This window comes from Caulobacter ginsengisoli (assembly GCF_030814835.1).
Classification (GTDB): Bacteria; Pseudomonadota; Alphaproteobacteria; order Caulobacterales; family Caulobacteraceae; genus Caulobacter; species Caulobacter ginsengisoli.
Genome location: NZ_JAUSVS010000007.1, coordinates 90,489 through 107,451 on the forward strand (window position 1 = coordinate 90,489; position 16,963 = coordinate 107,451).

21 protein-coding genes, 1 tRNA gene and 1 pseudogene are annotated in these 16,963 nt (G+C 63.3%); 11 read left to right on the forward strand and 12 right to left on the reverse strand.

The genetic code is table 11. The features are described from left to right. Nucleotides 1-44 precede the first annotated feature (44 nt). Nucleotides 45-491 carry a DUF1330 domain-containing protein gene (locus QO010_RS16700; protein ID WP_307350984.1) on the reverse strand — a complete coding sequence of 149 codons (447 nt, stop codon included), beginning with the start codon at nt 489-491 and terminating at the stop codon, nt 45-47. Nucleotides 492-581: 90 nt separating this feature from the next. On the opposite strand from QO010_RS16700, the gene QO010_RS16705 reads away from it, so the two are divergent. Next, nucleotides 582-1,181, forward strand: a complete 600-nt coding sequence (locus QO010_RS16705) for a TetR/AcrR family transcriptional regulator (RefSeq protein ID WP_307350986.1) — start codon at nt 582-584, stop codon at nt 1,179-1,181. Here the strand turns inward: QO010_RS16705 and QO010_RS16710 are convergent. Together QO010_RS16710 and QO010_RS16715 are read right to left on the reverse strand one after the other, a co-directional pair. Continuing rightward, on the reverse strand, nt 1,178-1,975 hold the full coding sequence (locus QO010_RS16710) for an isocitrate lyase/PEP mutase family protein (protein ID WP_307350988.1): 798 nt from the start codon (nt 1,973-1,975) through the stop codon (nt 1,178-1,180). The two genes, QO010_RS16705 and QO010_RS16710, sit on opposite strands and share 4 nt — an antisense overlap. 216 nt (nt 1,976-2,191) lie before the next feature. Then, nucleotides 2,192-2,479 carry a zinc-finger domain-containing protein gene (locus QO010_RS16715; protein ID WP_307350990.1) on the reverse strand — a complete coding sequence of 96 codons (288 nt, stop codon included), beginning with the start codon at nt 2,477-2,479 and terminating at the stop codon, nt 2,192-2,194. Nucleotides 2,480-2,574: 95 nt separating this feature from the next. Here QO010_RS16715 and QO010_RS16720 point away from each other — a divergent pair, with 95 nt between their 5' ends. The 4 genes from QO010_RS16720 to QO010_RS16735 all read left to right on the forward strand — a co-directional run bounded on the left by QO010_RS16720 (nt 2,575) and on the right by QO010_RS16735 (nt 5,765). Next, nucleotides 2,575-3,537 carry an ABC transporter ATP-binding protein gene (locus QO010_RS16720; protein ID WP_307350992.1) on the forward strand — a complete coding sequence of 321 codons (963 nt, stop codon included), beginning with the start codon at nt 2,575-2,577 and terminating at the stop codon, nt 3,535-3,537. 362 nt (nt 3,538-3,899) lie between these two features. Continuing rightward, nucleotides 3,900-5,249: an NCS2 family permease gene (locus QO010_RS16725; protein WP_307350995.1), complete on the forward strand. Its 1,350-nt coding sequence runs from the start codon at nt 3,900-3,902 to the stop codon at nt 5,247-5,249. Between the two features lie 72 nt (nt 5,250-5,321). After that, nucleotides 5,322-5,398: transfer RNA gene (locus QO010_RS16730), tRNA-Arg, on the forward strand. A gap of 214 nt (nt 5,399-5,612) precedes the next feature. Then, a complete protein-coding gene (locus tag QO010_RS16735; RefSeq protein WP_307350997.1) occupies nt 5,613-5,765 on the forward strand; it encodes a hypothetical protein in 153 nt (50 codons plus the stop codon). A gap of 699 nt (nt 5,766-6,464) precedes the next feature. Here the strand turns inward: QO010_RS16735 and QO010_RS24025 are convergent. From QO010_RS24025 to QO010_RS16760, 6 genes and pseudogenes are all read right to left on the reverse strand, one after another. Next, nucleotides 6,465-6,917, reverse strand: a pseudogene (locus QO010_RS24025) (recombinase family protein); the annotation flags it as partial. A gap of 21 nt (nt 6,918-6,938) precedes the next feature. Then, nucleotides 6,939-7,184, reverse strand: a complete 246-nt coding sequence (locus tag QO010_RS16740; RefSeq protein WP_307350999.1) for a hypothetical protein — start codon at nt 7,182-7,184, stop codon at nt 6,939-6,941. A gap of 222 nt (nt 7,185-7,406) precedes the next feature. Then, on the reverse strand, nt 7,407-7,688 hold the full coding sequence (locus QO010_RS16745; RefSeq protein ID WP_307351000.1) for a hypothetical protein: 282 nt from the start codon (nt 7,686-7,688) through the stop codon (nt 7,407-7,409). Nucleotides 7,689-7,700: 12 nt separating this feature from the next. Next, complete coding sequence (locus QO010_RS16750) at nt 7,701-9,308, reverse strand: type IV secretory system conjugative DNA transfer family protein (protein WP_307351001.1); 1,608 nt, start codon at nt 9,306-9,308, stop codon at nt 7,701-7,703. A gap of 54 nt (nt 9,309-9,362) precedes the next feature. Next, entirely contained in the window at nt 9,363-9,485 is a 123-nt protein-coding gene (locus QO010_RS16755) for a hypothetical protein (RefSeq protein WP_307351002.1), read from the reverse strand. Nucleotides 9,486-9,565: 80 nt separating this feature from the next. Continuing rightward, complete coding sequence (locus QO010_RS16760; RefSeq protein ID WP_307351003.1) at nt 9,566-9,862, reverse strand: hypothetical protein; 297 nt, start codon at nt 9,860-9,862, stop codon at nt 9,566-9,568. Nucleotides 9,863-10,022: 160 nt separating this feature from the next. Between QO010_RS16760 and QO010_RS16765 the strand changes: the two genes are divergently transcribed. Next, nucleotides 10,023-10,556, forward strand: a complete 534-nt coding sequence (locus QO010_RS16765) for a hypothetical protein (RefSeq protein ID WP_307351004.1) — start codon at nt 10,023-10,025, stop codon at nt 10,554-10,556. A 238-nt stretch (nt 10,557-10,794) separates the two neighbouring features. After that, the gene (locus tag QO010_RS16770; RefSeq protein WP_307351006.1) at nt 10,795-11,754 is read left to right on the forward strand and encodes a hypothetical protein; all 960 of its coding nucleotides are present in this window, start codon (nt 10,795-10,797) and stop codon (nt 11,752-11,754) included. Nucleotides 11,755-11,806: 52 nt separating this feature from the next. On the opposite strand, the gene QO010_RS16775 is transcribed toward QO010_RS16770, so the two are convergent. Further along, nucleotides 11,807-12,265, reverse strand: a complete 459-nt coding sequence (locus tag QO010_RS16775; RefSeq protein ID WP_307351007.1) for a twin-arginine translocation signal domain-containing protein — start codon at nt 12,263-12,265, stop codon at nt 11,807-11,809. A 12-nt stretch (nt 12,266-12,277) separates the two neighbouring features. Between QO010_RS16775 and QO010_RS16780 the strand changes: the two genes are divergently transcribed. Beyond that, on the forward strand, nt 12,278-13,099 hold the full coding sequence (locus QO010_RS16780; protein ID WP_307351009.1) for a recombinase family protein: 822 nt from the start codon (nt 12,278-12,280) through the stop codon (nt 13,097-13,099). Nucleotides 13,100-13,367: 268 nt separating this feature from the next. On the opposite strand, the gene QO010_RS16785 is transcribed toward QO010_RS16780, so the two are convergent. Then, the gene (locus tag QO010_RS16785; protein ID WP_307351010.1) at nt 13,368-13,919 is read right to left on the reverse strand and encodes a hypothetical protein; all 552 of its coding nucleotides are present in this window, start codon (nt 13,917-13,919) and stop codon (nt 13,368-13,370) included. A 358-nt stretch (nt 13,920-14,277) separates the two neighbouring features. On the opposite strand from QO010_RS16785, the gene QO010_RS16790 reads away from it, so the two are divergent. Continuing rightward, a complete protein-coding gene (locus QO010_RS16790) occupies nt 14,278-14,490 on the forward strand; it encodes a hypothetical protein (RefSeq protein WP_307351012.1) in 213 nt (70 codons plus the stop codon). Next, the gene (locus tag QO010_RS16795; protein ID WP_307351013.1) at nt 14,487-14,822 is read left to right on the forward strand and encodes a hypothetical protein; all 336 of its coding nucleotides are present in this window, start codon (nt 14,487-14,489) and stop codon (nt 14,820-14,822) included. The genes QO010_RS16790 and QO010_RS16795 overlap by 4 nt, the downstream gene beginning before the upstream one ends. A 37-nt stretch (nt 14,823-14,859) precedes the next feature. Here QO010_RS16795 and QO010_RS16800 read toward each other — a convergent pair whose 3' ends face one another. Continuing rightward, nucleotides 14,860-15,339: a hypothetical protein gene (locus tag QO010_RS16800; RefSeq protein ID WP_307351015.1), complete on the reverse strand. Its 480-nt coding sequence runs from the start codon at nt 15,337-15,339 to the stop codon at nt 14,860-14,862. Nucleotides 15,340-15,526: 187 nt separating this feature from the next. Here QO010_RS16800 and QO010_RS16805 point away from each other — a divergent pair, with 187 nt between their 5' ends. Then, complete coding sequence (locus QO010_RS16805; RefSeq protein ID WP_307351018.1) at nt 15,527-16,948, forward strand: hypothetical protein; 1,422 nt, start codon at nt 15,527-15,529, stop codon at nt 16,946-16,948. Nucleotides 16,949-16,963: the final 15 nt, after the last annotated feature.

Here is a 16,963-nt window from a genome sequence, read left to right on the forward strand (position 1 = left end):
GGCGCGGTTCGGGAGCCCCGCCCAAGCATCAGGCATGACGCCCGCTATCCCGCCGCGGAGATGACGCTGGCCCGATAGCGCTCCACCGCCGCGCGGCGGTGGACGAAGATCGCCCGATAGGCCGGATCCTGGAAGAGGGCGATCATGGCGCGGCGGCTGGGCCAGTTTACCACGATCCCGATATCCCAGGCCTCGTCGTCCCCGACCAGGGGCGGCTGGACCCCGCCCCCCATCACCACCGACCCGCCGTTGGCGAGGATCCGGGGCGTGCTGCCGGCCCCGTACTGCATGAAGGCCTCCAGGCCGGTGCGGGACGGCTCGGCCGAGCCGGGGCCGTAGTCGGCGGCGGGCCGCAGCTTCACCAGGTTGATCACGCAGATCGGCGCGTCGGCCGGACCGGCCTGCAGGGCCCGCCACTGGGCGGCCGTGGGCATCCCCGCGCCCTCGCCGAAGAAGGCGGTCAGTTCATTGATGGTCGGATCGTCGGTCATAATCGGCCTCATTGAGATTGACATTTTTCGTCTAAAACGTCGAACGACAGATGCATTGACGTTTTGTGCTGAAATTGTCAATCCAGGCGGATGGCGGCGACAGACCAGGAAGGCGGGCAGCGGGAGGCGATCCTTGACGCCGCGTTCGGCCGCTTCGCCCATTACGGCTATCGGCGGACCTCGCTGGGCGACATCGCCGAGGCGGCGGGCCTGTCGCGGCCGGCCCTCTACCACTACTTCCACAACAAGGAGGATGTGTTCCGGGCCCTGGCCCAGCGCATCAACCGCGGCGTGGTCGAGGCGGTGACGGCCGCCGCCCAGCGCGAGGGCGACACCCTGGCGCGGCTGACAGCGGTGGTCGAGGCGCGGGTTGGCTGGGCCTTCGACCTGCTGCACGCCTCCGAGCACGGCCGCGAACTGATCGACGAGAAGAACCGGCTGTGCGGCGCGGCGGGCGCCGACACCAACGCCGAGTTCGCCGCCCTGCTGGAGCGGATCCTGGCGCGGGGCGAGGCCAGGGGCGAGATTTCGCTGGCCTCGGTGGCCATGTCACCGCGCGAGGCGGCGCTGTTCCTGATCGACAGCGTCGAGGGGGTGATCGGCAAGGAGACCGTCGAGGCCGCCGCCCGTCACCGCCTGCGCATCCTCACCCAGCTGTTCGTGGGCGGGCTGCGCGTCCCGGCGGGCTAGCGGAAGAGGGCGTTGTAGTCGGCCGCCCCGCCGCCGGCCGCGCTGAGCGCATCGCTGTCGCCGCCGGCCAGGAAGGCCCGGGTCGCTTCGGCCACAGCGTGCAGGGCGGCCCGCGAGATGCCGGTCGCCGAGGAGAGGCGCCGCGCCCCCAGCTGCTGCAGCTCGCCCGCCAGCGGCACGCCCGGCATGGCCATGACGTTGAGCGGCAGGCCGCATTCCCTGGCCAGGGTCTCGATATGGCCAGGGTCGGACACCCCCGGCGCGAACAGCCCGTCGGCCCCGGCGGCGCGGTAGAGGGCGGCCCGGCGCAGGGTCTCGGCCACCGCCGCCTCACCCGTAGCCAGCCGGCGCAGATAAACGTCGGCCCGGGCGTTGATGAACAGCTTGACCCCGGCCTTGTCGGCGGCGGCGCGCACCGCCTCGATCTTGGCGGCCAGCGCCTCGGCCGGCCCGCCGCCATCCTCCAGGTTGATCCCCACCGCCCCGGCGTCGATCACCTTGGCGGCGGTTTCGCCGACGGTTTTCGGGTCGTCGCTGTAGCCGCCCTCGATGTCGGCGGTCAGCGGCACGGAAAGCACCCGGGCGGCCTCGCGCACCGTCTGCACGGCGGCCTCGACCGGCATGTGGTGGCCATCGGCGTAGCCATGGCTCCAGGCCACGGCGGCGCTGGAGGTGGCCACGGCCTTGGCGCCCAGCGTCTCCATCAGCTTGGCGCTGCCGGCGTCCCAGGCGTTGGGCAGGACGAGGATGTCGGGGCCCTGGTGCAGGGCGCGGAATGTTGCGGCTTTGTTCATGGGGGCAAGATGGGGTCAAACCATCGTTCTGTCAGCCCCCTAGTTGGCGGAAATCGGACTTCAATGAAGGAAGAATTTGTCCACGAACCACACGAACGGAGCCATCAACGGCTAGTCACCGAAGGCTGTCTTTTGAACGACCCTACGGGTCAGGGCTCAGTCAGCGCCGACCCGTTCGTGTGGTTCGTGTGGTTCGTGGACAAAAATAGCGGCGGTTCAGTGCCCGCCGGCGCCCTCATAGACGCCCGGGGCCAGGCGTTCGTCTTCCGGGATCTCGTCATGGCTCAGCACGAAGCGGCGGTCGCAGTAGCCGCAGTCGACGAAATGCGCCGCGCCGATCTCCAGCCAGACCCTGGGGTGGCCCAGCGCCCCGCCCACGCCCTCGCAGGCGATGCGGTGGCTGCGCACATAGACGATCTCCGGCGCCGGCCCGGCGGACTGGCCGTAGGTCGGTTCGGTCGCGCCCTGGATGGCGGTGGCTTTCGCGGCTGGCTTTTTGGCCATGAAGTTTTAGTCCCTGAAGACGGGGCGGCCTTGGCGTGGCCGTCCTCGCGGCCTACCTATGCGAGGCCCGGCCCGGGCGTCAATTGACGGACATCATGGATCTTCCCGAATACGCCATCGAGGCCCAGGGCCTTATCAAGACCTACGCCGCCACCAAGACCACCCCGGCCAAGCTGGCCCTGAACGGCATCGACCTGAAGATCCCGCGCGGCTCGATCTTCGGCCTGCTGGGCCCCAACGGGGCCGGCAAGTCGACCTTCATCAACATCCTGGCGGGCCTGACCCGCAAGTCGGCCGGCACGGTGAAGATCTGGGGCCGCGACATCGACGAGCGGCCGCGCGACGCCCGCGCCGCCATCGGCGTCGTCCCGCAGGAACTGGCCGCCGACGTCTTCTTCACCCCCAGAGAGAGCCTCAACGTCCAGGCCGGCATGTATGGCGTCCCCAAGGCCGAGCGCCGCACCGCCGAGCTGCTCAACGCCATGGGCCTGGGCGACAAGGCCGACGCCTATGTGCGCCAGCTGTCGGGCGGCATGAAGCGCCGGCTGATGGTGGCCAAGGCCATGGTCCACAACCCGCCGGTCCTGATCCTCGACGAGCCCACCGCCGGGGTCGATGTCGAGCTGCGCCGCCAGCTGTGGAACTATGTGGTCGGCCTCAACCAGCTGGGCGTCACCATCGTGCTGACCACCCACTATCTGGAAGAAGCCCAGGAGCTCTGCGACCAGATCGCCATCATCAACCGCGGCGAGGTCGCCGCCTGCGAGCCCACCTCGACCCTGCTGCGCCGCCTGGACACCCGCAACGTGGTGGTCACCCCGGAAGAGCCGGTGACCGACGTCCCGGTCCTCGCCGGCTTCGAGACCAAGCTGCGCGCCGGCGGCAGCTTCGCGGTCACCTACAAGACCGGCCAGTCCAGCGTCGAACAGGTGCTTGCGGCGGTGCGCGCCACCGGCCTGCATATCAAGGACATCGCCACCGAGGATCCCGACCTGGAGGACGTCTTCCTGGCCCTGACCTACGACGCGCCCGGCGCGGCCGATCCCACGCGGGATTAGAGTTTTACCACGAACAACACGGACAACACGGACCGGCCGCGTTTTCCCGCGCCTTGACCCGCAGGGTCGCTGATACCCCGGCTTCAGTGATTTCCGTCCGTGTTGTCTGTGTTGTCCGTGGTCAATCCTTGCTGGCGACGATGCTTCCTGTCCGAAGGAGGAATTTGAACGCGAACAACGCGAACAACGCGAACGGACCCGCGCCGACCTGAGCCCGGACCCGAAGGGTCGTTCTGATCACAGGCCTTCGGCCGATTGGCTCCGCTTGTTCGCGTTGTTCGCGTTGTTCGCGTTTAATCCTCACCCACCTTGACGCCCCAAACCACGCAAGCAAGCTAGCCCCCTCACGCGGGGGCGCAGCCATGACCGAGACCACCACCCCAAAGCCGGGCTTCCTGGAGCGCACCTTCCAGCTCAGCGCCCACAACACCGGCGTGCGCACCGAGGTCCTGGCCGGCGCCACCACCTTCCTGACCATGGCCTATATCGTGCTGGTCAACCCGGCGATCCTGGGTCAGGCCGGCATGCCCATCGCCGCCGTCACCGCCGCCACCTGCCTGGCGGCCGGGGTCGGCTCGATCCTGATGGGCCTCTTCGCCAACTACCCGATCGCGCTGGCCCCCGGCATGGGGCTGAACGCCTATTTCACCTTCACCGTGGTCAAGGGCATGGGCATTCCCTGGCCCGTCGCGCTGGGCTGCGTGTTCATCTCCGGGATCGTCTTCCTGATCCTGACCTTCGCGGGCGTGCGCCAACTCATCGTCAACGCCATCCCCAAGAGCCTGTTCGCCGCCATCGCCGCCGGCATTGGCCTGTTCATCGCCCTGATCGGCCTGAAGGAGGCGGGCATCGTCGTCGCCAACCCCGACACCCTGGTCGGCCTCGGCCCCCTGAACACCCCGGCCGTCGGGGTCGCCCTGCTGGGCCTGATCCTCATCGGCGCCCTGCAGGTCTGGAAGGTCAAGGGCGCCATCCTGATCGGCATCCTCGCCGCCACCGCCGCCGGCTGGATCACCGGCCTCGTCCACTGGCAGCCCATCCCCTACGATTTCGAGGCCATGACCGCGACGGCCTTCAAGCTCGACATCCCAGGCGCCCTGGGCCTCGGCGGCGGGGGCCTCAGCGCCGCCATCCTGGAGATTCTCTTCGTCTTCCTCTTCGTCGACATGTTCGACAATGTCGGCACCCTGGTCGCCGTCACCAAGAAGGCGGGCCTGACCCAGCCCGACGGCACGATCCCCCGCCTCAACCGCATCCTCTTCGCCGACGCTGCCGCCAGCGTGGTCGGGTCCCTGGCCGGCACCAGCACCACGGTCAGCTATATCGAGAGCGCCTCGGGCGTCGCGGCCGGCGGCCGCACCGGCCTGACCGCCGTCGTCACCGGCCTCCTCTTCCTGATCGCCCTCTTCGCCGCCCCCCTGGTCCAGGCCATCCCCGCCGCCGCCACGGCCCCGGCCCTGATCCTGGTCGGGGCGATGATGATGGCGCCGCTGGCGCAGGCCGACTGGGAAGACCCCCTGGTCGCCATCCCCGCCTTCCTGACCCTGGTGATGATCCCGCTGACCTTCTCGATCGCCAACGGCCTGGCCGTCGGCCTGATCGCCTACGCCGCCCTCAAGCTGATCCGGGGCCAGGCCAGGGTCGGCGACTGGCTGCTCTACGTCCTGGCCGCCCTGTTCGTCGCCAGGTTCGTCTACATGGCGGCGGCCTGACCAAGACTCGCTAAAGGGGCCGTTTGCACCCGCCAGACCTTTCCGCTATGACCCCGCCTCGCCCAGCGATCCGCACCCGTAGCTCAGCTGGATAGAGCGTTGCCCTCCGAAGGCAAAGGTCACACGTTCGAATCGTGTCGGGTGCGCCATTTCTGTTTTGAGGTTCTTCTCAGAACTAAAAACTCTGAAAATTGAAGCGCTTGTCGGGGTTCTAAACCCTGTGTTTCGTGCATATGTCAGCCGGTTCGGGAACGCCAGCCTGGCGGCTATTCTGCGCTCCGATGGAGACCCAGAAGTCCATAAAAAACAAGGATTTGATAGGAACGCGAGAGAGGTTCTAACTGCATTCTTGAGGCTTGGCTTATGTTCGCCTCCTCGCACGAGTTGTTCCTTCAGCAGCGCCCGCTGTTCTTCAAGGGAGCGCACACGCCGCTCATAGGCGGCGATGACGGTCTCACTGTCAGCTTCGACAATGCGGTCGAGCAACTGGTCGATGCTGCGTTCGACTTTCGTTAGCTCCGCTTGGCCCGCTTCGATCAGGCGTCGCGCAGACCGCGTTTGCTGTTCCCAATGATCGCGGATTGCTTCCCTTGCGAGCGCGATCAATCCGGGCGCTGGCGTCAGCGACTGTAGCAGCGTCTCAAACTCGCCCTCGATCTTTTCGCGAGGAATGGACTTGCCGTAGTTGGCGCAGGCTCGCGTCCGGTCGGGGCAGAGATAGTAGGCGTAGCGCTTACCTTTGGAGCCCCGCGACCAGCAGGCGGTCAGCGGCGTTCCGCATTCGCACAGAACGCTGCCACGCAGGCTGAATTCGCCTTCAACCTCTGGCCTCGGCCTAAACTTGGTCTTGCCGTTCAGCTTGTCTTGAATAGCCTTCCATGTGGCGAGCGTGATCAGCGGCTCGTGCCTGGCGGGGACCATGTGAATGCCCCAGCGCGGATGATCGATCATGGCTGCGTAGAAGACGCGGGCGAGCAGGTGGCGGACACGCGAATATTCGACCCTGTTGTGACGGTCGCGCGGAAATTCCGGGCGTGATTCAAAGAACCGCACCAGATCGGCCTGGGTCTCAAAGCGGTTCGAGGCGAAGCCTTCAAGGCCTTCCTGAAGCGTCGAGGCCAAGGGCTCGTCCCGGACGCAGACTTTGCCGTTGCCCGCTGATTTTTCGTAGCGATAGCCAAGAGGGATGGCGAACGGCCACCAGCCATTCAGGGCGCGGCTCTTCATGCGGCTTAAGGTCTGGTCACGGTTATGGTCGCGGTGATGCTGGGCAACACTGGCGCGGATGTTCTCGACCAGTCTGAGATCCGAGGTGTCGCCGAACTCCATCGAGGGCGAGATCAGAATGCCGCCGGCCTCGGCAAGTGAGGCGCGCAACTGCCAGTGACTGACGACGTCTCTCGCCCAGCGTTCGATGTCGTCTATGACGACATAATAGCCTTCCTTCCGGTGCTTCCGGAGGAAGGCGAGCATTTGCTGCATGCCGGGGCGGGTCGTGACGCCGCCTGTCATGTCGTCAATGAAAACTCGGTCAACGGTGAGCCCCAGGCTTCTCGCGTGTTCACGGCAGGCCCGCTCTTGCGAGCCTAGGCCCGTCCCGGAGGTCGCCTGCTTCTTGCTCGACACTCGGCAGTAGAGGATCGCCTTTCTTCCTTCTGTTCCTTTCATGCTGACTCCATTGCGGCGGCTCTAGATCGCCACCGTGCCAAAGGTTTTCCTGATTGAATTCAATGCCAATTGTACCACGTAGCCGTCTCCGGCTGCGGAGCGTCCAAAATCCTGTCCACAACTTTGCGCCGGACGCGCGCGCGTAAACTCCTCAGCCACGATGACGCCGACGAAATTGTAGACGGTCTCGGCGATGTTCCGTGCGTCCGCATCACCAAGGCCGAGCGCGTCGGCGATGGGGCGGTATCGGTCGAAGTCGAAGGGCATGGGGACGCAGTTCCGCGACCGCGCCCGACGGCGCGCTTCGCATTCCAAGTTGTAAGGTTGAAGAATGTTGACGCCATCCGCCCTATCCGGTGGGGGGAAGGTCCAAACAAATTCGCCGCCTCCCGAGCCGGGAGGCGGCGTACGCAGTTAGTAGGAAATCTCCACTACACTGCCACAAAGAACAAAACATGTACAGATTGAGTGCCCCTGTATGCGGAATGCCTAGCGGTCGTGGCCGAAACCTCGCTTGGCATGCCCCTTGAGCGCTGAAAGACGATGCTCGGCGGAGGCCTGCTCCTTGAGGACTCCAAAGCGGGTCTCGATATGCGCGATCCTACGCTCGTCAGCTTCGACGGCCCCGGATTGAATAGATGAGGCCTCGACGCCGTCCGGCCGGAGATGCTGATGAGCGCCGGGTGCGGCGCGGTTGGTCTTCAACTGCTCTAGTTCGCGTTTGGTGATGATCGCGGCGCGCGCGGCAGCAAGGTCGTCGAACTTTCCCATGGTGTGTTTCGGTTAGGCCGGGCGATAGCCCTCGATGTACGACCACTCACCGCCGCAGTATTGCGGCAGGTGAGCGAAGGCGTCGGGGACTGGCTCGCGGATGACGCGGACGGTCTTCATGCCGAGCAAGCCGCGCACCTGAACCGTGTCCTGCGATCCGACGTAGGGGTTGGGATGATAGCGGCCCGCATTGTGCCGATCCTCGTAGTAGCGAGGGCGGCTCACCAGGATCGGTGGGCAACCCGTGCCGCTCACGCGGACAATCGACAGATCATCGGGCATGCGGAGCGCCTCGTCTTCGGTGATCAAGGGCCGCGCCACCATCATCTGGTGGCCTTCAAGCCGTGCTTGGTGGCGGGCTTCGAGCGCAGCGCCGATGCCGCCGCCATCCATGGCGCTCCGGATAGCTTGAACGCGAGCGTGAGCGGCTCGTTGCTGCTGAAGGCGGTCATCGTAATACAGCGACTGCACGCCCGATGACCGGGAGAGCAGCGACGCCGTTTCCCGGTCGCGAATGCCGAACCAGAGTTGCGTCGGCGAAGATGCCAGGAAGGTTTGCTCGGCTTCCGATCCGTACACGCGGCGCAGTGCCCCGAGGTCTTGCGCGATCAGAATCGTGCGCGCGCCTAGACCGCGCCCAACCGTCATCGAGCGAAGGAGGAAGTCGGCCTTGCCGAGCTGTGGGGCCTCATCGACCACGAACGTCACGCGGGGCGTGCTTGGCGAGCGTCCCTTAAGGATCAGCGAGATACCAAGCACCGCCCGCACGTAGGTAGCCAGCACGCCCATCATCTCGCCGCTGACGACGACATAGACGTTCGCCGGCTTCACCGGGTCGCAAAGCGCTTGCTCAAGCGTGAAGTCGGCGTCCTCATCGAGTGCGTCGCGGACGGCGGGATCCGTGAGAAACGCCAACCCGTTCCGAACCTCGGCCATCACCGACGCGAAAGTCTTTCCGGCATCGAGCTGCATAGTGACGAGCGCGTCGATTGTCGCGGCGATGTCCTCATCACCGATTGCGGCCATAGCCTCCGCCAGCGATTGCCACTGGCCGACATCGCCCTGGATGACGTCGACCATGCGTTTCACGCGCGGCAGCGACGTCCGCCCTCGGGCGAGCACATCGTAGAGGATGAAGGCCTCCAGGATCGCGCGCGCCTGGTCCTCGAAGAACTTCCCGTCTCCCCCCGACTTCGAGGGAATGAGGAATTCCGCGATCAGCTTGATGTCGATGCGAAGGGTGATCGAGTCTGGCCGCAGATGAGCCAGCACATTGCAGACGTGCGAAGGCAGGCCGTGCATCCGATGTGGGTTGAGCACATATGCGGCCTTGCCCATGCGCACCTGGTTGTGGATCGAGATCACGGTGATCTCGCCTTTGATATCCACGAAGACGTTGCGACCCGGATCGTTGATCGCGTGCCAGCCGACACAGGAGGTCAGCTTGCCCGCGCCGCTGCCGGCAGCGATGAAGACCGGGCCGTCGTCGTCGCTCGCGAGCGCGCGGCCCTCGAAAAATCCCAAATGGAAGCCGCGCCCGCGACAGAGGCCCGCGGCTTCAACGTCCGGGAGTTGGGCCCATCGCGCCGAGCCTGCGCGGTGATCTTGATAGAAACCCATTGGCAACAACGCTTTGAGGCGACGGCGGGATATCCCGCCGTCGCCTCGCGGCCCCTAGCTGCACTGACTGGCGACGATCAGGACGATCACCAGGACGACGACGATGCCGCCCCATTCGATCTTCTGCTTCTCCGGGACCGGTTCCAGGATTTTGCCGGTTTCCTTGTACACCGTCATGTTCTGGCTCCTCGCTGCATTTCGTCGGGTGACGAAACCGGAGCCAACATGAAGCCGCGTCGTGCGCGAGCTGGGGGGAACTACCGAAGAAAACGATCAAGCCAGCGAAAATCGACAACCTTCAGCACACTCGGGACCATCGCGCGCACGCCGAAGAACGTGAGGGCCGCGCTTCCAACCCAGGTCGCGGGATCGACGATCCACTCAAAGTCATAGCCGTACTGATCGACCGTGAAGTCGCGGAACGGCTCTAGGCTGGCGCTCTGGATGAGCGGTGTGGCGAAGAAGGTTACGATGCCCGCTATGACATTCGAGAGGGGCGTTGCCGGCTTTTGCGGCGCTGTCGGCTGCTGAAACGGATTGGTGTTGTCGCGCATGGAAACCTCGCAGGTGGTCGCTGCGAAAGCTTAGAAGCCTTGCGAACTGATCTCGGGGGGTTCCCGCGAGTCCCCCTGGCGGAAGTTGCCCACAGGATTTGGGCCGCCTTCTGCTCGCGAAGTTGGACCCAGCAGTGCTCGGCGGCCGATGCTGACCGGAATGAGCAAACAGAAGGGGGGCAGATCAGATTCCACGAACGCGCGCGCGAAGCTCCGCGCCGAGATTAAGCGCACGGGCGTCACGGTGTTGGCGCTTCTGAAGGATGCGCCCGGCCTGCGGGCGGACCTGACGCCTCGGCTGATCAATCGATGGCTTTCCGGTCTCTCCAAAGAGATCGACCCAGGCCACGCCGATCTTGTCCTCACGCTCTATCGGGCTTTGCCGGACGCGACGCCCGTCACTGGACGGCCCGTATCGTCCAAGAAGCAGCCCCTTACCACCGACATGCGGCGCGGATTGGAGGCGGAGCTGATCCGGACCTGTGCGACCGTGGCATCCCTGGTCGAGGGCTCCAATCTTCCGCCCGGTCTCAATGCCCGTGTCGTTCGCAGCTGGGTCTATGGCGAGGCAAAGTCGGTCGCGCCGGCCCATTGGACCTACGTGCTGGGTAGGCTTGCTACGACCCCCACCGCGACAGGGCTTGTATTCACGACCCGAGAACGGTCCCGCTTGGAAACAACGTGCGATAAGTAACTGTAAGCAAATAGGAATATCGCATCGCATTTTAATCAACTTTGACTAAAATGCTATTTTCATAATTAACCTCAACTTAACCGAGACATACTAGAATATTCTCTGTGGTGGCCAATAGAAGCCACCCAGTGTGTGAAATTCAGATGTGTGTGTCATGGGGTTACGAGGGGATCAAATCGAAGAGCTAAGAGCGCGCGTGCCGCTGCGATTCAGGCCGTGGGACCAACCGTCCCGGCCGATGGCAGCGCCGGCCGATGATGTCTCGCTGGTCGATGACGCCGCCAAGCGCTTGAACGCGACTTTGCTCAACCTCGCCAGAGGCGATGGTGATGTGTCCGAACGCGTCGGCTATCGCAGCCCTGGCAGCAGCCAGAAAGACAGCCACCACACCGCCGAGGAAAAAAAGCGCCGCGAGGCCGAGACCAAATTTGCGATGGACCAGGCCCGCAAGGCCTTGGACGAACATATCCAGCGATTGAAGGATGAGATCGCCGAGAGCGACCGGAAGGTCGCGGCCTGGAACCGCAAGATCGCGGCGCTCGCGGAATTGAAGCGCCTGCATGACAGCGGAAAGCTTGACCCGAACGATCCGGCGCAGGCGGCGCTGATACGCGCGGCGGGTCTGACCGCCAGCGATCTTGAAGGTGACGACGCGGGCGCGCTCCTCGATACAGAAATCACGGCGGCGACGCGCAGCCGCGATGCCGAGATTGAAAGAGGCAGCGTTTTGCGAGACCGCTTGAGCGAAGCGGAAGACCTGTCGGCGCGGATGGATGCGGATCCGGATAGTCCGGAACTCCAGGCCGAGGCGCTCCGTCTCAGAGCGACGACGCCCGGCGTTCAGAAACTTGGAGCGGCAACGTTCCAGGCAGACAGCGCTGAAGCGAAGGCCACCGTCGCGGCAATTGTCGCCAAGGGTGAGGATGCGGATGTCCAGGCAGAAAGCGCCGTGTTTAACGGCAAGGTTGTTTCCGATGTCGTTTCCGTCGCCGATACGGGAGGAGCCAGTTTTTCATTTGATGATCCGCCGACGCAAAGCTCTGTCGCCGAAGGTGTCGCGCCAACGCCCATAGCGGCCCCGCCGCTGTCGCCGCAGTTCGCATTGGCGGCTGATCCGGCGCTCGCAGCACCGAAGGTCGACGACCCTCAACTGACTGCCCAGCTAGGAGCGCAGCCGACGCGGTCCATGAACGGCTAGCCCACGATCATTCAGATTGGGTTGTGAGATACGCCACTCGATAGGGGTGGAACTAGCGACTGGGTGTCGGCGATGCGGAGGCCAACGTCGTCGGGTACATCTCGGCATAGACGTTCTTTATCAGGGCGGTCAGGCGCGGCGCGGGCATGGTGTTCGGGTCGATCGGGCGCGTCACCAGAATGCCCTTGGCGTAAATTTCGAGAGAGGGCGGCGCATCGGTTGGCCCCATGAAGACGACGCGCGGGGGAAAACCATTGGCAATAGATTGCTGAATCCCGGTCCGAATTTCGGGCCAGCGCTCTTTCGTGACTCCGAATAGAGCGATGTTCGGCTGACGTTCGGTTCCTTGCGCAGCGCCGAAACGAACGGAGTTAGGACCGATGCTGCGTGCGTCGCTCATCGGGAAATCGATCTGGGAAATGGGGGTAACCTGCGCATGAGCAGCGGCGGGCGCGACCGCAAGTGCGGCTGCTGCGGTTAGAAATCCTCGTCTGCTTAGCTGCGCGGCCATTCGGCGGCTCCCATGCTTGTCGTTGTCAACGACACACCCGGAAGGCCCTTGCTGCCCTGTAACTACAGCTTAGACCTTCCCGCGAAAGGGAACCGTTTTGCGGCTGGCGCAGGAATAGGGGTCGAATATTTCGGCAATCTTGATTTTTACTGTAAACGGGCGTATATTTTGCCCGCGAATGGGATCGCAAGAGGCGCGGAAAGCGCCCGGCAAAAGGCTTCCCTTTTGCTTCACCCTAAGAGCTTGATCGCCATGGAGAATTTGCCCCGGCGCGTGGGTTACGCTCGTGTGTCGACCGACGACCAGAACCTCGACCTCCAGCTCGACGCCCTTCGCGCCGCCGGCTGCGCGAGCCTGTTCAGCGACCATGGAGTCTCGGGGGCGAAGGCAGAGCGGGAAGGCCTGACGGCGGCGCTGGCGGCGCTCCGGGGCGGAGATACGCTGGTGGTGTGGAAGCTCGACCGGCTGGGCCGCTCGGTGCGCTCGCTGATCGACCTGATCGATGGCCTGCGGGTGAAGGGTTGCGGCTTCATCAGCCTGACCGATGGCATCGATTCCACTACCAGCGCCGGGCGGCTGGTCTTCCACGTCATCGCCGCCATCGCCGAGTTCGAGCGGTCACTGATATCGGAGCGCACGAAGGCGGGGATGCGCGCCGCTCGCGAGCGCGGCGTTCATGTCGGCCGGCCGAGGCTGCTCACCGCAGCACAAGTCATCGAAGCGCATCGTTTCGTATTGGTCGGCGCGGCCACCCTGGACGAGATCGCCGACGACCTCGACGTCTCCACCGACACCCTCAAGCGCGACTTCCGTCGGTTTGACCTGGCGGCATAGCGTTTTAGTCAATATTGTTGACTTCTGTCGCTCGTCTTGAGACTGTACTGAATGCTTAAAGCATTTGAAGAATGTTCATACGACGGCATTGAGTATTACGTCTGCAACACCGGGACCGCCCACAAGCGATCTAGCCCCGACGCGCCATGGGAATTTGCGTTTGAGGATCTACCGCTGGAAGTCGAAGAAACTGCCATAGAGCTGAAGCGGCAGTTCGACCAACAGCAGCAATCATCCGATCTCTATGGAGCGACGGAGGTGAGGCGACCTACAGGTCTGGATTCGTCTCTTCCAGGGCCAGGGTTTCTATTTTTTGGCTCTTCAATGACGTGAACCAAAATCGATTGGCGTATTCCAGAAGTTCCGGTCGTGACCGCTCGATGATCACCCAATAGTACCCATATAGTCGACGGATGCGGACATCTTGTTCGTCGCTCAAGTTCGACGCGCCCATCAGGTCCGTACTGAATATGATGGCAAAGAATCGATCAAGCAAATCGAGCTTCTGATTGTCTTTCTGGCCCAAAACGTTTTCCACGGTCTCTAGCCGCCTCTGGAGTATTGGGCGAATTTCCGCATAGCCGGTGTCGCTGACGATCCAGTATCTTACCTCCACCAGTTTTTCATCGACCCAGAAGCTTCGGTAGGTCGCTCGCAGTCGCTCCTCCCAATCGGCGAGATGCTGACTCCGCGTCAAAGCGATCTGCCGCCTCTGAAACCAGAACAACGCAAAGACGCTGGTCGCGGCCGCGATCAGCGCCGCAGTCGCCCAGGCTCCCTGGATCAGCAGAGTCAGAGCCTTGATCGTGCTGTCCGCCATTTGATCTTCGTTCGCTCCCAGCCCGCGCCTTCGATCAGCTTGCAGTCACTGCCGGCGTCTTTGCAACCGAGAGAATCTTGTTGGCCGGATGCACTCCAGGCTGAACCTGTGGCGGCGTTCGGATTTCTCGCCCCGTTCGTCTGGTCATTCACGGCTTCTAGGTGGGGATCGTCGATCAGGCCCGCGGCCCGGTCAACGCAGCTCGCTTCCGCAGTCCCCTTCGGTCCTTTGTGCAGCTCCGCTCCCGCGTGGCGGGCGCGCCTTCAGCGCGGCGTTTGATCGGCCCGCTCCGGTGGCCTGATCCGGCCCTCTCCCCACGAAGCACGGAATTCCCCGCGCTTCCGAAAGGAGAAACACCATGACCACCAAGACCAACAACGCCAAGCGCAAGCCGCCCACGCATCGCCTCTACCACGTCGCCGGCGACGGCCCCGACGCCATCTGGAGCCAAGTCGCCGCAGCCTGGCCACATGCCGACGGCAAGGGCTTCACCATCCCGGTCCCGTTCCTGGGGCGCATCGTGATGCGCGAGATCGGCGACAAGGCCGACGATCAGGGAGCCCTGCTGTGAGCCGCCCGCTCACCCCGCAGGACAAGGTGGCGGCCTTCAAGGTCGCCACCGGCTCCTTCGCCCGATACCTGGAGGATCACGGCGTTCGCCCGATGAATGACGAACTGCTGGAGTCCACGCTTCGCCATTGCATGGGCATCATGGCCGGGACCTGCGGCCCGGGCCGGATGGACATTTCCTGGCAGGGCGCTGGCCTGAAAATCTGGGCCAGCTGGGAGATCGCCAACATCGTGAAGGAACGCCCGATCTTCGCCGGAACGAAGACGCTCGCCGCCGCCCGTGAGGTCTACGGCATTCGCCGGCCGGGTGACGAACAGCTCTCGTTGTTTTAGCGAGGATCAGCAGGCGGGTTTCCCCGCCCGCCTTCTCCTACTCGTCGTCGGCGATGCCTTCGTTGAAGGTCCGGCCGCGCCGCCGCGTCGGATCGTACTTGAGGCCTCGCCAGAGCGAGGGACCAGCGACGGCCATGCTCGCGATCATCAGCTGCAACGCGCGCCGCGTGCCGACTTGCGGGTTCCAGTCCTCGGGGTGAAGCGCCGCCCGAAGGATGACCCTCACCCGATCATAGTGGGGATGGCCGAGGGTCTCGCTCGTGTCGGGCGGGCTGTAGGGCTTGCCGTCGGAGTACCGATACTCGGTGTCCTCCGGGGCGTCCCGAAGGGCGTCGATGCAGATCTCATCGATGGTCCTTCTCGAGGCCCACTTGCTGCCGATCTTGACCATCCACCAGGGGATGGCCGCCATCTGCGCAATCAGCGGGTTCTCCGCTTCCTTGTCGGTCGGCACGTAGACAACGTGCGGTGGGTTGATGTTGCGGAGGTCTTCCGCGCGGTCTTCAGCTTCAGGCATTTGCTTGGTCCTTGAAGAGAAGGGCGCGTCCGCCCGGCCTTGCCAAGCGAGCCCCTCAGCGCTGAAGCTCGTTCGACCGCCACAATGCACCACTTTCAGAGGCGCAATTTTCCCCCCTCAAGTCGTCGACTATGAGGGGGAGACGGTGGTGCATTGATCGGCGATTCTGTTAGGTCAGGCGGACGGAATGAGATCGGACGAAATTTCGGATCGCCAGGCGGTGCTGATCAGGGAGCGGCTAGCTCTCTATCGTTTGTGCGCCAATCCGACTCAAAAGCGTCTGCCGATCGACAAGGTCATAGACAACATTCTCGCTTTCCAAAGGAAGGCTCTCAACTCCGACGAGGCAGTTGAGGATAGCTTTCAGGCGAGGAACTGGATGAGTCCCTCGCAATTGGTCGTCGATCCAATTGATCCGGAAGACTTGCGCGAACTCTTGGCTTTTCAGCGACGGCGAGCGTTAACCAAGCACCTGCCGAGCTTCCGCGCGTTCCTTGTTTCTCTTCCTCTTGCGAACGAAGCCGAGTTCAGCAGCTTGGAGAGTCGGGCGCGGAGAAATGAGGCCACCGCGCAGGCTGACACGAGAATTGAATCCCGCGCTAGGAATCTCATCGCATCTGTGGAGGGAGAATATTTATCTCCTGAAGCCATTACACAGAAGAATAAAGGGGTTCACGCGCTGATATATCAAAGCGGCCTTGGGGGTCAGGTTCACATTGAGATCAGGCATCTCGCCGTGACCGGTCCTGTTGATATGGTTCAGTGCAGCAAAATTGACTACGGCAGGGTCTTGCCGTTCAGCGATGGCACTGCTTCGGCAGCCTTTCCGGGGAAGAGCCTAGCGTATACGGCTCGCGTTAACAGCGAAGCCGGACCCGCCACATCTCTAGAGGTGAGTTTAGCGGATGTAGTATTATGTAAAAGGCTCGGCATATCCGAGAATTTGCCATCTAATTTTGCTTATGCTATTATGAATACTACATATTCCCACCGATCAATTTTGCTGGGCTATGAATTGCTTGTTGCCCCTCGATATGGGGGCGGGTTGGAAGTATTTGTGAATGACGATTTGAACGATGCGGACAGCGGGGGGCGAGGCAACACTGAACTTATTGGTGCGACAAAGGCTGAGGATCTCAAAGCTATGATTGATGCAATCATGGCCGGCGCTAATCCAAACGCGCGTGAACCAGAATCCCTGATGTCGCCGATCCACTGGGCCGCGCATACCGGCTCACGGAAGGCTTCCTACCTCCTTCGCTACGGCGGGTATCCAAACTTTGACGAAGAAACTGCTGAGGTGGAAGGGATCATCGACGCATATTCAGATCCCGAAGCTGTCCGCTCCGCTCTTGCGGAATGCGCCTTGAGGCTGGATCGCTTGGCCCTGGATGCTGGCGGGGCCTACGCATCAGCTCATGTCAAATGCTTCGAGGCCACGACCGACGCCGGTCGGATAGCGTTTCTGCACTACCGCGAATTGGTCAACGATGAATACGGGGCGGCCCAAAGGCGCGGCTTACCCTATGACATGCAGGCTCCCAGAGGCTCCCCTTTTTCCAACATCGAGGTCGATCCCGCCTGGGGCGATCAGCCAACGATACTCTGAGCAATTCACCTCTCG